19 protein-coding genes and 1 pseudogene are annotated in these 15,338 nt (G+C 65.5%); 14 read left to right on the forward strand and 6 right to left on the reverse strand.

Annotation, left to right across the window (positions count from 1 at the left end; genetic code table 11):
• Positions 1 to 63 precede the first annotated feature (63 nt).
• The 11 genes and pseudogenes from G3O06_RS49125 to opcM all read left to right on the forward strand — a co-directional run.
• Positions 64 to 180 (forward strand): TraR/DksA C4-type zinc finger protein, encoded by a 117-nt coding sequence (locus tag G3O06_RS49125; RefSeq protein ID WP_241020163.1) that lies wholly within the window; start codon positions 64 to 66, stop codon positions 178 to 180.
• An 11-nt stretch (positions 181 to 191) separates the two neighbouring features.
• Positions 192 to 539 (forward strand): hypothetical protein, encoded by a 348-nt coding sequence (locus G3O06_RS20730; protein ID WP_205817340.1) that lies wholly within the window; start codon positions 192 to 194, stop codon positions 537 to 539.
• Positions 536 to 823 carry an ArsR family transcriptional regulator gene (locus G3O06_RS20735; RefSeq protein ID WP_205817341.1) on the forward strand — a complete coding sequence of 96 codons (288 nt, stop codon included), beginning with the start codon at positions 536 to 538 and terminating at the stop codon, positions 821 to 823. The genes G3O06_RS20730 and G3O06_RS20735 overlap by 4 nt, the downstream gene beginning before the upstream one ends.
• Position 824: 1 nt before the next feature.
• A complete protein-coding gene (locus G3O06_RS20740) occupies positions 825 to 1,361 on the forward strand; it encodes a DUF3486 family protein (protein ID WP_205817342.1) in 537 nt (178 codons plus the stop codon).
• Positions 1,361 to 2,863: a terminase family protein gene (locus tag G3O06_RS20745; protein WP_241020160.1), complete on the forward strand. Its 1,503-nt coding sequence runs from the start codon at positions 1,361 to 1,363 to the stop codon at positions 2,861 to 2,863. Before G3O06_RS20740 ends, G3O06_RS20745 begins: the two co-directional genes overlap by 1 nt.
• Positions 2,863 to 4,473: a DUF935 domain-containing protein gene (locus tag G3O06_RS20750; protein ID WP_205817343.1), complete on the forward strand. Its 1,611-nt coding sequence runs from the start codon at positions 2,863 to 2,865 to the stop codon at positions 4,471 to 4,473. Before G3O06_RS20745 ends, G3O06_RS20750 begins: the two co-directional genes overlap by 1 nt.
• 11 nt (positions 4,474 to 4,484) lie before the next feature.
• Positions 4,485 to 4,667, forward strand: coding sequence for a hypothetical protein (locus tag G3O06_RS20755; RefSeq protein WP_205817344.1), 183 nt, complete (start codon positions 4,485 to 4,487; stop codon positions 4,665 to 4,667).
• Complete coding sequence (locus G3O06_RS20760; RefSeq protein WP_205817345.1) at positions 4,664 to 5,476, forward strand: phage minor head protein; 813 nt, start codon at positions 4,664 to 4,666, stop codon at positions 5,474 to 5,476. The genes G3O06_RS20755 and G3O06_RS20760 overlap by 4 nt, the downstream gene beginning before the upstream one ends.
• Positions 5,428 to 6,051: a phage virion morphogenesis protein gene (locus G3O06_RS20765; protein WP_205817346.1), complete on the forward strand. Its 624-nt coding sequence runs from the start codon at positions 5,428 to 5,430 to the stop codon at positions 6,049 to 6,051. The genes G3O06_RS20760 and G3O06_RS20765 overlap by 49 nt, the downstream gene beginning before the upstream one ends.
• Positions 6,052 to 6,081: 30 nt before the next feature.
• Positions 6,082 to 6,426, forward strand: coding sequence for a DUF2513 domain-containing protein (locus G3O06_RS20770; RefSeq protein WP_205817347.1), 345 nt, complete (start codon positions 6,082 to 6,084; stop codon positions 6,424 to 6,426).
• A gap of 326 nt (positions 6,427 to 6,752) precedes the next feature.
• Positions 6,753 to 7,574, forward strand: a pseudogene (gene opcM, locus G3O06_RS20775) (multidrug efflux transporter outer membrane subunit OpcM); the annotation flags it as partial.
• A gap of 93 nt (positions 7,575 to 7,667) precedes the next feature.
• Here the strand turns inward: opcM and G3O06_RS20780 are convergent.
• Positions 7,668 to 8,264 carry a TetR/AcrR family transcriptional regulator gene (locus G3O06_RS20780; RefSeq protein WP_205817348.1) on the reverse strand — a complete coding sequence of 199 codons (597 nt, stop codon included), beginning with the start codon at positions 8,262 to 8,264 and terminating at the stop codon, positions 7,668 to 7,670.
• Between the two features lie 125 nt (positions 8,265 to 8,389).
• On the opposite strand from G3O06_RS20780, the gene G3O06_RS20785 reads away from it, so the two are divergent.
• The gene (locus tag G3O06_RS20785) at positions 8,390 to 8,821 is read left to right on the forward strand and encodes a Tautomerase enzyme (RefSeq protein WP_205817349.1); all 432 of its coding nucleotides are present in this window, start codon (positions 8,390 to 8,392) and stop codon (positions 8,819 to 8,821) included.
• 65 nt (positions 8,822 to 8,886) lie between these two features.
• Here G3O06_RS20785 and G3O06_RS20790 read toward each other — a convergent pair whose 3' ends face one another.
• A complete protein-coding gene (locus tag G3O06_RS20790; RefSeq protein WP_174984762.1) occupies positions 8,887 to 9,777 on the reverse strand; it encodes a LysR family transcriptional regulator in 891 nt (296 codons plus the stop codon).
• A 99-nt stretch (positions 9,778 to 9,876) separates the two neighbouring features.
• Here G3O06_RS20790 and G3O06_RS20795 point away from each other — a divergent pair, with 99 nt between their 5' ends.
• On the forward strand, positions 9,877 to 10,320 hold the full coding sequence (locus G3O06_RS20795; RefSeq protein WP_174916294.1) for a PACE efflux transporter: 444 nt from the start codon (positions 9,877 to 9,879) through the stop codon (positions 10,318 to 10,320).
• 146 nt (positions 10,321 to 10,466) lie between these two features.
• Here G3O06_RS20795 and G3O06_RS20800 read toward each other — a convergent pair whose 3' ends face one another.
• Positions 10,467 to 11,318 carry an alpha/beta hydrolase gene (locus tag G3O06_RS20800; protein ID WP_174916293.1) on the reverse strand — a complete coding sequence of 284 codons (852 nt, stop codon included), beginning with the start codon at positions 11,316 to 11,318 and terminating at the stop codon, positions 10,467 to 10,469.
• A 38-nt stretch (positions 11,319 to 11,356) separates the two neighbouring features.
• Here G3O06_RS20800 and G3O06_RS20805 point away from each other — a divergent pair, with 38 nt between their 5' ends.
• The gene (locus G3O06_RS20805) at positions 11,357 to 11,506 is read left to right on the forward strand and encodes a hypothetical protein (protein WP_205817350.1); all 150 of its coding nucleotides are present in this window, start codon (positions 11,357 to 11,359) and stop codon (positions 11,504 to 11,506) included.
• An 83-nt stretch (positions 11,507 to 11,589) separates the two neighbouring features.
• On the opposite strand, the gene G3O06_RS20810 is transcribed toward G3O06_RS20805, so the two are convergent.
• Genes G3O06_RS20810 through G3O06_RS20820 form a run of 3 tightly spaced genes read right to left on the reverse strand, consistent with a single transcriptional unit; the run spans position 11,590 to position 15,176 of the window.
• Positions 11,590 to 11,919 (reverse strand): DUF3579 domain-containing protein, encoded by a 330-nt coding sequence (locus G3O06_RS20810; RefSeq protein WP_174916289.1) that lies wholly within the window; start codon positions 11,917 to 11,919, stop codon positions 11,590 to 11,592.
• Between the two features lie 22 nt (positions 11,920 to 11,941).
• Positions 11,942 to 13,303 (reverse strand): sigma-54 dependent transcriptional regulator, encoded by a 1,362-nt coding sequence (locus G3O06_RS20815; protein WP_174916288.1) that lies wholly within the window; start codon positions 13,301 to 13,303, stop codon positions 11,942 to 11,944.
• Complete coding sequence (locus G3O06_RS20820) at positions 13,293 to 15,176, reverse strand: ATP-binding protein (RefSeq protein ID WP_174916287.1); 1,884 nt, start codon at positions 15,174 to 15,176, stop codon at positions 13,293 to 13,295. Before G3O06_RS20820 ends, G3O06_RS20815 begins: the two co-directional genes overlap by 11 nt.
• Positions 15,177 to 15,338: the final 162 nt, after the last annotated feature.

A 15,338-nucleotide genomic window follows, 5' to 3' on the forward strand; every position in this document is an offset into this window, starting at 1 on the left:
GACGCGCTTGCCGAGCAGCTTCGCCGAGGGAGCCACGCGGGGAAATCGGTCGACGACAGCGCGATGTATTGCTGCGAGTGTGAGTCGCCCATTCCGCTCGGCCGTCGAGAAGCGGTACCGGGCGTGCAGACCTGCCTCGCGTGCCAGATTGATCTCGAACGCACTGCGCCGCGTCGCTGACGGAGAGCACCATGGTCTTGAATTACCAACTGATCAGCCTGATTTTTGAAATCGCGCAAGCGTTCGCTACGGCAGCGATCGGCGTCTACGTGTACCTGAGCAACAAGAACAAGGTCACGAACGATCGAATCTCGACACTCGAAGCGGCGGTCGATGATCGCCTCGATACCCATTCCGAACGGCTTGCGCGCCTGGAAGCTGCGGCCGAGCACGCGCCCACTCACGATGACATCGGCAAGCTTCACGGCCGCATCGACGATATTGCGCAGGGCGTCGGCGTGCTGACCGGCGAGGTCAAGGGTGCGCGGTCGACGTTGACGCTAATCGAACAGCACCTGCTTAACGGGAGCGGTCGATGATGAAGTACGCAGAAATGGTCGAGGAAGATCGCCGCCTGGTGATTTTGCGCGTGTTGCTCGAAGCTGCCGCGTTCGGCACGAACATCGGCTTGCTACGGCAATTCGTAGAGGCGGCCGGACACACGGTATCGCTGGATCGATTGGCCGCCGACATCGCATGGCTTAGCGAAATGAGCCTGATCGGCGTCGAAAACGATGTCGTGCGCCTCACCGCGCGCGGCGGCGACGTCGCAACCGGCCGCGCTCGCGTGCCGGGCGTTCGTCAACTGCGTCCGGGGGAGTGACATGCCGCCGCGCTCGAAAATCGTCCAGCTTCCGCCCAAGGTCAAGGAATGGCTGGACAGGCTGCTGGTCGATAGCAACTTCTCCGACTATTCCGGTGTCACGGCGAGCCTGAATGAGGCGTTGAAGTCGTACGGCTTGAAGGTCGGCCGATCCAGCGTGTACGCGTATGGCAAGACGTTCGAGGACAAGCTGCAATCGCTCAAGCTGGTCACGGAACAGGCCCGTGCCGTGGTCGCGGCTTCGCCCGACGACGATGGCGCTGTGAACGACGCGCTTGTGCGGCTGACGCAGGAAAAGATGTTCGACATTCTGATGAAGATCGACGTCGACCCCGAGGAGGTCGACCTTCCGAAGCTCGCGCGTGCGGTTGCCGATCTCGGCAAGGCATCTGTCACGCAGAAGCGCTGGCAAGCCGAAGCGCGTCGACAGGCGCTCGAAGATGCGGCTCGGGAAGTGGGTAGCGTGGGCAAGTCGCTCGGCCTGACGGATGACGCCGTCAAGGAAATCAAAACCCGCATTCTTGGCAAGGCCGAGTAATGTCAGTGCTGCTGCCTTACCAGCAAAAATGGGGCGAAGATACGTCGCCGGTTCGCGTGTGCGAGAAGTCGCGGCGCGTCGGCTTGTCGTGGGGCGAAGCTGCCTATTCGGCGCTGGAGGCTTCCCGTCAGGGCGGTCAGGATACGTGGTACATCGGCTACAACAAGGATATGGCCGAGGAGTTCATCCTCGACTGCGCATTCTGGGCGCGACACTTCCAATTCGCGGCCGAGGCGATGGAGGAAGTCGTCATCGCCGATGAACGCGCCGACATTCTCGCCTTCCGCATTCGCTTCGCAAGCGGCGCACGGATTACCGCGTTGTCGTCCAGGCCGACGAACCTGCGCGGCAAGCAAGACCGCGTGATCATCGACGAGGCCGCGTTCCATGACAACCTCGACGAGCTGCTGAAAGCCGCGATGGCGCTGTTGATCTGGGGCGGCACGGTGTCTGTCATCTCGACGCACAACGGTGTCGACAATCCATTCAATGAGCTGGTGAAGTCGATTCGGGAGGGGCACAAGCCGTATTCGCTCCACCGCATCACGTTCGACGAAGCGGTCGAGCAAGGGCTGGCGCGTCGCGTATTCGAGAAGACAGGCAAGGTATGGACGCCTGAAGCGCAGATTCAATGGTGCGAAAGCATCCGTGCGTTCTACCGGCCGAATGACGCAGAGGAACTGGATTGCGTGCCGGCGAGCAGCGGCGGCGCCTATCTGTCGAGCGCGCTGATCGAATCGCGCCAGTCGGACAAGTGTCCCGTGCTTCATTTCGTGTGCCCGCCGGGCTTCGAGCAATTGCCGGACGCCGAGCGCGAATCGTTTACGCGCGACTGGTTGGAATCCATCGTTGCACCCGTGATCGAGACGCTGCCTCGCAACGTGCGCAGCAGCTACGGCATGGACTTCGGCCGCACCGGCGACCTTTCCGTGATCGCGCCGCTGATCGAGTGGCACGCGCTTCAGAAGGAAGTCCCGTTCCTGGTCGAAATGCGCAACGTTCCGTTCAAGCAACAGGAGCAGATCCTGTTCTGGATCGTCGATCGGTTGCCCCGATTCGGATGCGGCGCGAACGATGCACGCGGCAACGGTCAATATCTCGCCGAGGTTGCGATGCAACGATACGGCGCGGCCTGCATTTCTCAGGTGATGCTCTCGAACCAGTGGTATCTGGAAAACATGCCGAAGATGAAGGCGGCATTCGAAGACGGCACGCTCGCGCGAATTCCAAAGAGCGATGACGTGAAGGCCGATCTGCGCGCGCTCGTCGTCGACAAGGGTATCCCGAAGCTTGGGGAAGGCTCACGAACCCGCTCGAACGGCGTCCAGCGCCACGGCGACGCGGCCATTGCGATCGCATTGGCATGGTATGCCGGCTCGCTCGACGGCGGCCCTATCGAGTACTACGCCGTGCCGAAGCGTCCGGATCGCCAAGGCGGTAATTCAATGCAGTCCGACGAGGATCGCCTCGTCACGTCCGGCGGTGGCCGGGGAGCTTGGTAATGGCACGTATCGTCGACCAGTTTGGCAGACCCATCGAACGCGCGGTGCTAGACGAGCCGCAGACCGTCAAGGTGCCGTGGCTGACACATCAGATTGCCGCGCATCCGGCGCGCGGCCTGACGCCGCAGCGGCTGAATGACATCCTGCAGGAAGCCGAGTTCGGCTTCCTGATTCAGCAGCACGAGCTGTTCCGCGATATGGAGGAGCGCGACGCGCACCTTTATGCGGAGATGATGAAGCGCCGTCGCGCCGTCACGAAACTGGACTGGGACGTCCAGCCTCCGCGCAACCCGAGCAAGGAAGAAGAAAATCTGACCGCATTTGCGCGGGAAATGCTTGAGGACATTCCCAACTTCGAAGACCTATCGTTTGATTGCCTGGACGGAATCGGCAACGGCTTTTCCGCGCTTGAGCGAACTTGGACGCGAGTCGAGAACACGTGGGTCGCCGAGATGCATGAATGGCGGCCGCAGTACTGGTTTCAACTCGACCAGGCGACGCGTACCCAAATCCACTTGCGTGACGGCACGCCGGACGGCGCGCCGTTGCAGCCGTTCGGCTGGATCTTGCACCGACATAAGGCAATGTCGGGATACACGGCCCGCCAGCCGCTGCTGCGCGTGCTGGCGTGGCCGTATCTGTTCAAGAACTATGCGGTCGGCGACTTGGCCGAGTTCCTCGACATCTACGGCATTCCGATGCGGATCGGCAAGTATCCGCAGAACGCGACCGACGAAGAGCGCATGAAGCTCATGCGCGCGGTGCGCGATCTCGGCCACAACGCGGCTGGCATCATGCCGCAGTCGATGGCGATCGAATTCATGGATGCCGCGACCGGCAAGGAAGGGCCGTTCCTTGCGATGATGAACTGGTGCGATCGCGCGGAAAGCAAGGCGATTCTCGGTCAGACGATGAGTGCAGATGCGCATTCGTCCGGGCTAGGGAGCGGCAACGCGAAGCTGCACGGCGAGGTACGCACGGACATTCGCGATGCGGACTGCAAGCTGCTCGCCGCGACGCTAACGGCCCAGCTCATCTATCCGCTTTTGGCGCTGAACAAGGGGTTCTCCGATATCCGGCGCTGCCCGCGTCTGGTCTTCGACGTCTCGGAGGCCGAAGACATCGTGACGCACGGCGAGGCGCTGCCGAAGCTTGCGGCCATCGGCATGCAAATCCCCGTCAAATGGGCGCACGAACGGCTTCGTATCCCGCAACCCGTCGACGGCGAGCCAGTCCTGAAAATCGATGTCGCGGACGTGCAGCCGCTGCGGACAGTCAAGGGCATCGCCGCAGCGTCGGCGCAAGCTCCCGCGACCACGCCGGCCGCGCCCGCATCGCGGCCCGATTCGGTGCAAATCGAACTCGACAAGGCGCTCGACATGCTCGGGAAGGATCTCAGCGGCCAGGCGCATGAGTTGGTGCGCCCCGCGCTGGCGGCGGTCACGAACAGCGCCGACTTCGACTCGGCGCTCGCTGCGCTGTCGGCCGAACACGCCGACGTCGACGCGACGCTGTTGATCGAAGCACTCGCGCGCGCCATGTTCGTCGTCGACATCATTGGCGTGGAAGCGATCCGTCGCATCGTCCAGCCGGGCATCGAAGGTACATAACCGGAGGACACATGCACGGATTTGTGTTGATTCGAGGCACGTTCGTCATTCCGGAATCGTTCCGGTTTACGAGTGAGGCGTGCAAGGGCCAGACGTCTACATGGCAGGACGATGCCGGCCGGTATCACGCGTTCGACTTCTGGCGACGCCAGGGCTGGCGCGTGCAGCCCGCGTTCCTGGAGCTGGTCGATTGAACGCTGCGACGCTCTTCGCGGCGTTCAAGATGCCGCCGACGCAGGCGGTTGAATTTCTGCGCTCGAAGGGCGTCGTTGTGTCCGATAGCTGGATGGACGTCTGGCGAGACGCACATGCACGTGCATTCACGGTCGCACAAACGGCCGGATCCGATGTCGTGGGCGATATCCGCGACGCACTCGTCAAAGCCGTCAACGACGGCGAGACCTTCGCAACATTCAATCGAAATCTCGAGCCGACGCTGGTTGCCAAAGGCTGGTGGGGCAAGGCTATCGACCCGGAGACGGGCGAGATTACGAAGATGTATCCGGGCACGACGCGGCCGGTGTCCTACGGTACGCCTGCGCGGCTGAAGCTGATCTATCAGCAGAACGTCCAAACGGCGTATATGGCGGGTCGGTATCGCGGGATGATGGCGGCCGTCGACACCCATCCGTACTGGCAGTACACGGCCGTGATGGACAGCCGAACACGGCCGGCCCATGCCGCCATGCACGGCCGGATTTTCCGGTTTGACGACCCTGCATGGGGCGTTTGCTACCCGCCGTGCGGCTGGAATTGTCGGTGCCGCGCCATTCCGATGTCGGCCGCCGAGGTTCAGCGTCTTGGCTTGCCGATCGAGAGCGCGGCCGGTCACATTGAGGAAGTGCCGGTTCTCGACAAGGCCGGCCAGCCCCGCGTGCTGCCCGATGGCCGGCCGATGACCGTGCGGCAAATCCGATTGCCTGACATGCCGCGACCGTTCCGCCCTGACCCCGGATGGGATTACAACGCGGCGGCCAACTACCCGAATCTGGAGGCGGCATGACGTCGCTCAAAACCGAAATCGTCGGTGTGCAGCAGCTGCGGGCCGTGTTGAACCGCGTCGCGGAGCACGCGTCGAACGCCGCGCCGGCAATGGCCGGCGTCGCGGCCGAAATGCTGCGGCAGACCGAGGAAATTTTCGCGAAGGAAGGCCGAAACGTCGGGCTTGATCACGATTGGGCCGACCTGAGCGATGTCACGAAGCATCGGCGCGCGCTCGCGCAGTCAGGCGGTCGGCAATACGGCAAGAATGGGCGCGAGCTGAAGCGCTATGCCCGTGCGCTGGCCGGCCCGATGAAGATACTTCAAGTTTCCGGCCGCTTGGCCGCAAGCATCCAGCCCACGTCGAACTCCCACGAGGCCGGGTTGACGACGAACCTGGCATACGCGGCGACGATGTTCTACGGCGCGAAAAAGGGGCAATTCGGGACTGATAGACGGAATCATCCAGTTCCGTGGGGCGACATCCCTGGTCGTCCGTTTTTCCCGGTTCGTGCGGCAGGATCTGGGTTCAGGTTGACGAATCAGGCCGAGCGGTCGGTAATCGAGATTCTGGAGCACTATCTCGATCCGCTTTGATAGACTGCTGCGCGCAGGGAGGCAACGACAATGCAACGTGACTGGCAGTGCATCCGAACGATTCTTCAGGCGTTAGCCGATACCGCGACGCAAGATCGTAGCCTAGGCTGGGGCGAGGTGCCGCCCTACGACGAGGAAACCGTGTTGTTTCACTTCCGTCTTCTGGAAGAAGCCGGGCTGATCGTGGGGCATCCGCCGGGACAGCCGATGATCGCCGTACGGCCAACCTGGGCGGGCTACGAGCTGCTCGATGTGCTCAATGAGTCGAAGTTCTGGTCGAAGATCAAGAGTGTCGCGAAGGAAAAGGGAATCGCGCTGACGTTCAACACGATCGGCATGCTTGCAGAGCACGTCACGAAGCACTTGCTGCGATAACGGTAGTTCGCATAGGGCAACGAGCATCCCGCGTCCGCCAGTGGACAACGGCGTTGCCCCCACCACAAGGGCGGGGACAACCGCTTCGCGGTTCCGCCGTTGACCACTGTCTCCTCGCGAGCTTTGCCTTCGGCCTGACGCGGCCCGTGCGGGCCTTGTCCCAGAGAGATATACGGGTTCAAAGCGCCAAGACGTCGCCAGAGCCCCGGCCCGAGTCTGTTTCATCTATTGCAATCGTGTTCCAAACACCGTTCACGATCATCCGCCTTTGTTCGGGCTCATTCGGGAAATATGACGCCGAATCGGTGGGAAATATGACACCTCCCATCAGCGAGCTCGACGTGTCGCGCGCGAAGAACGAGCTGGCAACCGCGCAGGCCGATGCGGTCGGCGTCGCGCGCCGGCGCGCGGCATCCGAGCATGCGCTCGCGATCCTGCTCGGCAAGGCGCCTGCGGATTTCGCGTTCAAGGAAACGCCGATCGTGCCGGTGGCGGTGAAGGTGCCGCCGGGCCTGCCGTCCGCGCTGCTCGAACGCCGCCCGGACGTATCGGCGGCCGAGCGCTCGATGGCGGCCGCGAACGCGCGGATCGGCCTCGCGAAGTCCGCGTACTTCCCGAAGCTCGATATCACCGGGGCGTTCGGCTATGAAGCGTCGACGCTCGGCAACCTGTTCCTGTGGTCGAGCCGCACGTTCCTGCTTGGGCCGTTCGCCGGCACCGCGCTGACGCTGCCGCTGTTCGACGGCGGGCGTCGTGCGGCCGGCGTGCAGCAGGCGCGCGCGCAGTACGACGAGCAGGTCGCGAACTACCGGCAGCAGGTGCTCGTCGCGTTCCGCGAGGTCGAGGACAATCTCGCCGACCTGCGCCTGCTCGACGACCAGATCCGCGCGCAGGATGCGGCCGTCAATGCGTCGCGGCGCGCGGCGACGTTGTCGCGCACGCAGTATCAGGAAGGCGAGGTCGCGTATCTCGACGTGATCGACAGCGAGCGTTCGGTGCTGCAGTCGCAACTGCAGTCGAACCAGTTGACCGGCGCGCAGGCCGTGTCGACCGTGAACCTGATCCGCGCGTTGGGCGGTGGGTGGGGCGCGGCGCAGACGGCGATAGGCGACGCGGCGTCCGTCAAGGAGGATGTGGCGGCGCGTTGATGCACCGGCCCGCGACGGGCCGACGTAACGGGTAGTCGATCGAAGCACCCCGATCCGTGGCGACGCGGATCGGGGTTTTTTATTGGCGGCCGGTCAGGCCTGTTGCTCCGGCTTCACGTCCGCACGTTCGGCGATCACCACCGCGTAGCGGCCGACCGCATCGGCGATGCGCTGCGCCAGTTCGGGATCGCGCACCGCTCGCGCGAGCGTGACGCCGCCCGACAGCAGCGCGAGGAGCGCGATCGCGCGGTCGTCGTCGGGTGGGTTGTCCATTCCGGCCGACACTTCGTCGACGATCTGCCGCAGTGCCTGCTCATATGCGTCGCGCGTTTCGTCGTCGGCGCGCATCACTTCCGGGGACAGGCTCGGCAGCGCGCAGCTTTCGCCGAGTTCGCAGGTGCGCCGCGGGCCGAGGTAGAACGACACGAACGGGCGCCGCCAGCGCGCGCCATGCTCGGCCTTGAACGTCGCGACGCCTTGCCGGAGTTGGGCGAGGCCATCGAGGACGACCTGCCGGAACGCTTCGCCCTTCGTTTTGAAATGGCCGTAGAACGCGCCGTTGGTGACGCCCGCCGCCTTTGTCAGCGGACCGATGCCGGAGCCGCCATACCCTTCCTGGCGGAACAGGCGGCTCGCGGCATCGAGGATGCGTGTGCGGGTGTCGTGCTTGTGCTCGACGGAATAACGCATGACAGGCTCGCTTCAGAGCGATCGCTCTTTATCTTGCATAGAGAGCGATCGGTGTCTAATGTATAGAGAGTGACTGATATTTATATCACGTCACCTGACCGATGACCTGACCAGGAGAAAGTGCGATGCCGATTACGCTGACAGTATCCGAAGGGGTGTTCACGCCGGACGACGAGGGGCCGGTGTTTGCCGAGTTGACCGATGCGCTGCTGGAAGTCGAGGGATTGACCGGGAATGCGTTCCTGGCGCCGAACGTGGTGGGCACGCTCAACGTGCTGCCGCGAAACCGGACCTTCGTGCACGGGCGGGCGGAGCCTGCCGCGTTCGTCGAATTGAAACTGCCTGCCGTGGCGCTTGCGGCGCCCGACGCGCAGCGGCAATTCGTCGAGCGGGCGACCGCGATCGTGCTGCGCCGCGCCGGCGGGCGGCTGACGCCGGCGCTAGTGTGGGTGAACGTCGTCCATGCGGTCGACGGCGGATGGGGGATTGCCGGGCGACGCTACGACAACGCGTCGCTCGTCGATTCGATCCAGGGTGCGGCGGCGGCAGCGCACTAATCGCAACTAACGGTCAAATCATCAGGCATTGACCGGCGGAGTGGCAGCGTGCGCCGCCACTCCGGTCATTTTCCGTCGCCGGCAGCCCGCAGCGCGCGGACCAGTTCGCTGGCCGCCTTGCCGAGCCCCGTGTGTTTCGGCCGGCGCAAGAACACGGGCAGCGGCAGCCCGTTGCGGATGTTCGCGAACACGAGCGGCGCGAGGTCGCCGTCGGCGACGTATCGGCCGGTCACGGATTCGGGCAGGTTCGCCCAGCCATGTCCGGCCTTCACGAGCGCGATTGCGGTCGCCATGTCGGTCACTTTCCACGTGCGGTTGCCGATCAACGGCCGCACGTCGGTCAGCGGCCGTTCGGGATCGGCGATCACGATCTGCCGGAAACCGGACAGCCGCTCGATCGCCTCGGGTTGCGCGCATTCGGCGATCGCCGGATGGCTCGGCGCGGCGACCGCGACGAGCGTCTCGGTCCACAGCCCGTGGATCTGCTCCTGCGGATGCAGGTCGAGCCCGCCATACGCGACACAGAGATCGACAGCGCCGCGATGCAGCGCATCGACGATCACGTCCTGCGGCGCCGTGACGATGCTGATCGCGAGCGCCGGGTATTTCGCGGCGACAGCGGTCAGCGCGCGGGCAACGGGCGCGCCGTCGAGTTCGGCGGCGAGGCCGAGCCGCAACGTATCCTCGACGCCTTCCGACAGGTGCTGCGCATGCGCACGCAACGCGTGCAGCCGTTCGGCGATCGAGCGTGCATCGGGCAGCAGCGCAGCCATCGCGGCGGTCGGCGTCGGTTCGCGTGTGCCGCGGTCGAACAGCACGAGGTCGAGTTCGGCCTCGAGGTTCGCGATCGCCATGCTGATCGCCGACGGCGTGCGGCCGAGCGCACGCGCGGCGGCGGAAAACGAGCCTTTGTCGATGACGGTCAGCAGCATGTCGATGTGGTCGCTGGTCAGCATGCACTGGCCTCCTGTCAGAAAAATTGAAAGGACCTGACTTTTGCGGACGCGCTACCCGCTGATAGTCTCGCCACCTTGTTCGATAGAAGGTGGATGGTCATGCAAGGGTGGAAGAGACGCATAGTCTACGTCGTGGTGTTCGAAGTGCTCGGCATCCTGATCGCATCGTCGGTGCTCGGCATGCTGAGCGGCGCGAGCGTGGCGACGAGCGGCGCGATGGGGGTGATGATCTCGACGACGGGCGTCACCGTCAATTTCCTGTACAACCTCGCGTTCGAGGCGTGGGAGCGCAGGAGCGCGGCGACGACGCGCACGGTCGGGCGCCGCGTGGTGCACGCGATCGGCTTCCAGGTCGCGCTCGTGACGTTCCTGATCCCGCTGATCGCGTGGTGGCTCGACGTGTCGTTGCTGCAGGCATTCCTGTACGACGCGGTGCTGATCGTGTTCTTCCCGATCTTCACGTTCACGTACAACTGGGCGTTCGACAGCGTGTTCGGGCTGCCGGATTCGGTCACGCGCAAGGCGGAGCCGGCTGTGTGGTAAGTCGTGCTGAAGGAATTGCGCAGGCAGATTGACGGGATGGACGCGCCGGTGACGCACGGCGGTCGATGAAGCGGCGATGCGGCGCGTATCCGCATCGTCGTTGAACAGCGAGGAGAGCGGGCGGCGCAGAAGCCGCCCGAGGGAACTTACGCGGCGACGAACTCGTGCACGAAGCGGTTGAACACGGCGGGGCTTGCCGCGTTCATCCCGTGCGACGCGCCGGCGACGGTCTGCCGTTGCGCATTGCCGATCCACTGCGACAGCGTGTCGACGTTGTTGCGGAACATCTTCGGGCTGCGCTGGCCGTCGATCAGCAGCGTGCGGCATGCGATGTCGCCGGCCGTGTGCTGCGAGTACGCGGGCAGCGGGTCGCGCAGTTGCTTCGGCAGCGTGCTCGCATTGTCGATCGCCATCGTGCGGAACCGCGACGTGCTCTTCTTCCATGCACCCGGCAGGCTCACGGAATCGACGAACATCTCGAGGCCCGATTCGACGTCGCCTTGCCCGATCAGGCTCACGGCCTTCGTGCGCAGTGCGATCGCGGCGGCCGGCAGCGCGGCTTCGCGCACGCCCGGCTGTTGCAGCGGGCCGCCCGGATCGGCGAGCGTCAGCGATTCGACGAGCTGCGGATGCTGGCGCGCCACGTTGAACGCGACGCTGCCGCCGCGCGAGTGGCCGACCAGATGCACGGGGCCGAGATCGAGCGCGTCGATGAATTCGGCGAGCTCGTCGACGTGGTTCTGCCAGCTGAACTCGTCCTGGATGCCCGCTTCGACGGCCGGCCAGTAATGGCTGAGGCTCGGCGCGATGCAGCGGTAGTGGGCCGACAGCGACGCGAGTTGTGGATCCCAGTAGCGGTAGTCGCACAGCGAGCCGTGCACGAACACCATCGGCGCACCGCTGCCCCGCTCGACATACGGCAGGCTGATGCCTGACGAAAGCGTCGCAAATTGCAGGTCGGGGTTCGCGAGCACGGACGGCTCGATTCGCATGTTCATGGCTGAAAGACTCAAAGGTGCGTCAACACGACGCAACTATGCATCACGGCGACCTGCAAGGAAAACGCATAATTTTCATCGTGACGATCAATTTTATTGATGGCTCGGCCGCAAACCCTTGTCGGAAGGAGACGGGTGTCGATGCTTTCAATCATCTGACGATTGGTCGCGAAGCCGGACACGCCTGAAACGGGCGTGCGGCGGCCTGCGCACCCGCGCATCGCAACCGTGGAAAAAGGGGAGGACGCGGGCCGCGCACGCGGCCCGCTTGTCAGCGCACCGCCAGCGCGGGCGCGGTCTGAAGCTCGACGGGGAGATCGTTGTCGGCCGCGAACTGCATCGCGAAATCGAATGCGTCCGCGCAGACGGTGCGCAATTCGTCCGACACAAACAGGCATTTGACGTTGCCGTCGACCGCGGGCATCGCGAGCCGCGACAGCGCGCACGGATAGCCGGGCCGCCGTTCGCCGACGAACAGCGTGATGACGCCCGCGAGGCGCTCGGGCCAGTCGCTCGGGCGGAAGGTTTTCTGCGCGCGCGTGACGCCGCGGATCAGGTGGCCGGTGATGCGGCCCTGTTCGGTAACTTCGATGCGATCCATGCTGTGCGTGTCCTCGTTCGCGTCATTCGCCGCCATCGGCCGCCGCGTCGCCGCGCGCGGGAATCCGCAGGTTGCGCAGCTTGTGATAGAGCGTTTTCTTCGGCATCCCGAGCGCTTCGCTCGCCTCCGCGACGTTGCCGTTGTGACGCTGCAGCATGTCCTCGATCAGCATCCGCTCGAAATACGCGAGCTGTTCCGCGAGCGTGCCGCCCGCGGCCGGCGTGCCGCCGGACGACAGCAGGCTGTCGCCGGTCAGCCCGAGCACGAAGCGGTCGGCCACGTTCTGCAGCTCGCGCACGTTGCCGGGCCACGCATGCGTCATCAGTTCGGATACCTGCGCAGCCGTGACGACCGGCGCCGGCTGCCCGAAGCGGCGCGCGGCCGCGAGCACGAAATGCTCGAACAGCAGCGGCACGTCCTCGCGCCGTTCGCGCAGCGGCGGCAGCTCGATCTGTGCGACGTTGAGGCGATACAGCAAGTCCGCGCGAAAGCGGCCGTCGGCCGCGAGTTCGGCAAGATCGGCCTTCGACGCGGCGACCACGCGGCAGTCGACCGGAATCAGCTCGTTCGCGCCGAGCCGCTCGACCACGCGCTCCTGCAGCACGCGCAGCATCTTGATCTGCAGCGTGATCGGCATCGTCTCGATCTCGTCGAGGAACAGCGTGCCGCCGTCCGCCCATTCGATCTTGCCGATGCGCTTCTTGATCGCGCCGGTGAACGCGCCGGCTTCATGGCCGAACAGTTCGCTCTCGAAGACCTGCTCCGGCAGGCCGCCGCAGTTCAGCGCGACGAAATGCGCGTCGCGCCGGCCGCCGAAGTCGTGCAGGCTGCGCGCGATCAGTTCCTTGCCGGTGCCGGTTTCGCCGGTGATCAGCACCGACACCGACGTATCGGCGAGACGCAGGATCTTCTTGCGCACGTCGGCCATCGCGGGCGACTTGCCGAGCACGAACGCCTCGATGCCCTGCCAGTTGTTCAGCGCCGCGCGCAGGCCCTGCACCTCGAGCGTCAGGCGGCGCTTCTCGACCGCGCGCGCAACGCGCCCCGCGATCACGTCCGACGAAAACGGCTTCTCGATGAAGTCGTACGCGCCGACCTGCATCGCGCCGACGGCCGTCGAGATATCGGCATGGCCGCTGATCAGCACCACCGGGATCTGCGCGTCGATGGCCATCACGCGATCGAGCAGCTGTAGCCCGTCGATGCCCGGCATCCGCACGTCCGACACGATCACGACCGGCGCACCGGGCGCGACGTGATGCAGCGCGTCGGCGGCCGACGCGAACGCATCGACCGCGAAGCCGGCAAGCGCCACCGCCTGCTCGACGCCGATCCGGACGTTTTCATCGTCCTCGACGACCAGCACCCGAATCTCATCTTCCATGCTCTGTCCTTTGCAGCGTGGCCGCCGCGAATTCGATACTGAACTGCGCGCCGCCTTCGTCGCGGTTCGTCGCGGCGATCTTCGCGCCGAACGCCTCGACGATGCGCGACGTGATCGCGAGGCCGAGCCCGAGGCCCTGGCCGCGCGGTTTGGTCGTGACGAACGGCTCGAACAGGTGCGGCAGCACCTCGGGCGCGATGCCCGCGCCGCTGTCGGCGACGGTGAAGCGCACGCGGCCGGCTTCGTCCGGCCCGGCGGCCTCGATGACGATGCGGCGCACGGGCGCATCGTGCACCGCGTCGAGCGCGTTGCCGAGCAGGTTCACGATCACCTGCTGCAGCTGGCTCGATTCGGCCGACACGGCGGTGCCGGGCGCGATGTTCACGTCGAGCTGCACGCCTTCGTCGCGAATCCGCGCATCGTAGATGAGGCGTGCATGCGCGACGGCCTCGTTCAGCGACACCGCGACGCGCTCGACGTCGGGCTTGCGCGCGAAGGTCTTCAGCTCGCCGGTGAGCACCGCCATGCTGTCGACGAGCTTGCCGATCCGTTCGAGATTGGCGAGTGCCGGCGCGGGCTGGCCGCGCTCGAAGAACGTGCGCGCGTTGTCGCACAGCGTGCGGATCGCGACGAGCGGCTGGTTCAGCTCGTGCGTGAGGCCGGCGGCCATCTGCCCGAGCACCGCGAGCTTGCCCGCGTGCACGACTTCCTGCTGCGACGCGCGCAGCCGCTGCTCGGTGCGCTCGCGCTCGACGATCTCGCGCTGCATCCGTTCGTTCGCGGCCGTCAGCGCGGCCGTGCGCTGCGCGACGGTCAGCTCGAGCTGGTCGTTCGCGCGCCGTAGCGCGTCCTGCGCGTTCAGCCGCGCGACGATCGCCCGGCGGCGCTGGATCGCGTAGCCGGCGAGCAGCGCGGCGATCAGGAACGCGCCGGTGACGAACACGAAGGCCGTCTGCTGCTGGCGCCGCGCGCCCGCGATGTCGAGCAGCACCATCAGCGAATCGCCGGCCTGCGGCGCGGGGCGCGACATCACGAGATAGCGCGTGGTGCGGCCGCTGCGGCGCGTATCGGGGAAGGTGCCGAACCACGCGGCTGCACTGCGGTCGCCGATGTGGCGGTACGGCAACGCGTCGACCGTGCGGCCCGCGTATTGCCGTGACGCCTGGATGTCGCGTTGCTGCTGCGCGGTGATCGGGCGCAGCGCGGTGAATTTCCACGCGGGTTCGGTCGAGATCACGACCACGCCGTTGCTGTCGACGACCATTGCGGCGACGCCCGGCGCTCGCCACGCCGATTCGAGCGGATCGACGCTGATCTTCACGGCGGCCACGCCGATCGGCACGCCGTCGTCGCGCACTGCGCTGGCGAAGTAGACGCCCGGCACGCCGGTGTTGGTGCCGATGCCGAAGAAGCGGCCGCTGCCGCGCGCGAGCGCGTCCTTGAAGTACGGCCGGTACGACACGTTGGTGCCGACGAAGCTGAGCGTCTCGTTCCAGTTGCTGGCGGCGATCACGTCGCCCTGCAGGTCGATCACGTCGACCGCACCGCTGCCCGCGTCGCGGTTCACGGCTTCGAGGTAGGTGTTGACGGTGTGCACGAGTTCGGGGGCGTCATGCGGCGCGGCTTTCAGCATCGTGCGCACGCCGTCCTGCCGCGCGACCAGGCCGGGCAGGATCTCGAAACGGCCGAGTTCGCTCTTCAGGCTCGACGCATACAGGTCGAGCCGGTGCGCGCCGGTTTCCTCGAGCGCGTCGATCGCGCGTTCCCACGCGAAATCGACGGCCGCGGCCGCCACGCTCACATACAGCACGCCGGCCGATGCCCAGCCCCACCACGGGATTCCCTTGAAGCCTTTTTGCACGTTCGCCCTCATCGAAGCCCGCAACCGTCCGTCCGTCGCAACGCCCAGAACGACGCCCAGAACGACGCCCAGAACGACGCCCAGAACGACGCCCAGAACGACGCCCAGAACGACGCCCAGAACGACGCCCAGAACGACGCCCAGAACGACGCCCAGAACGACGCCCAGAACGAC

It is taken from the genome of Burkholderia sp. Ac-20345 (assembly GCF_017104825.1).
GTDB classification, from domain to species: domain Bacteria; phylum Pseudomonadota; class Gammaproteobacteria; order Burkholderiales; family Burkholderiaceae; genus Burkholderia; species Burkholderia lata_B.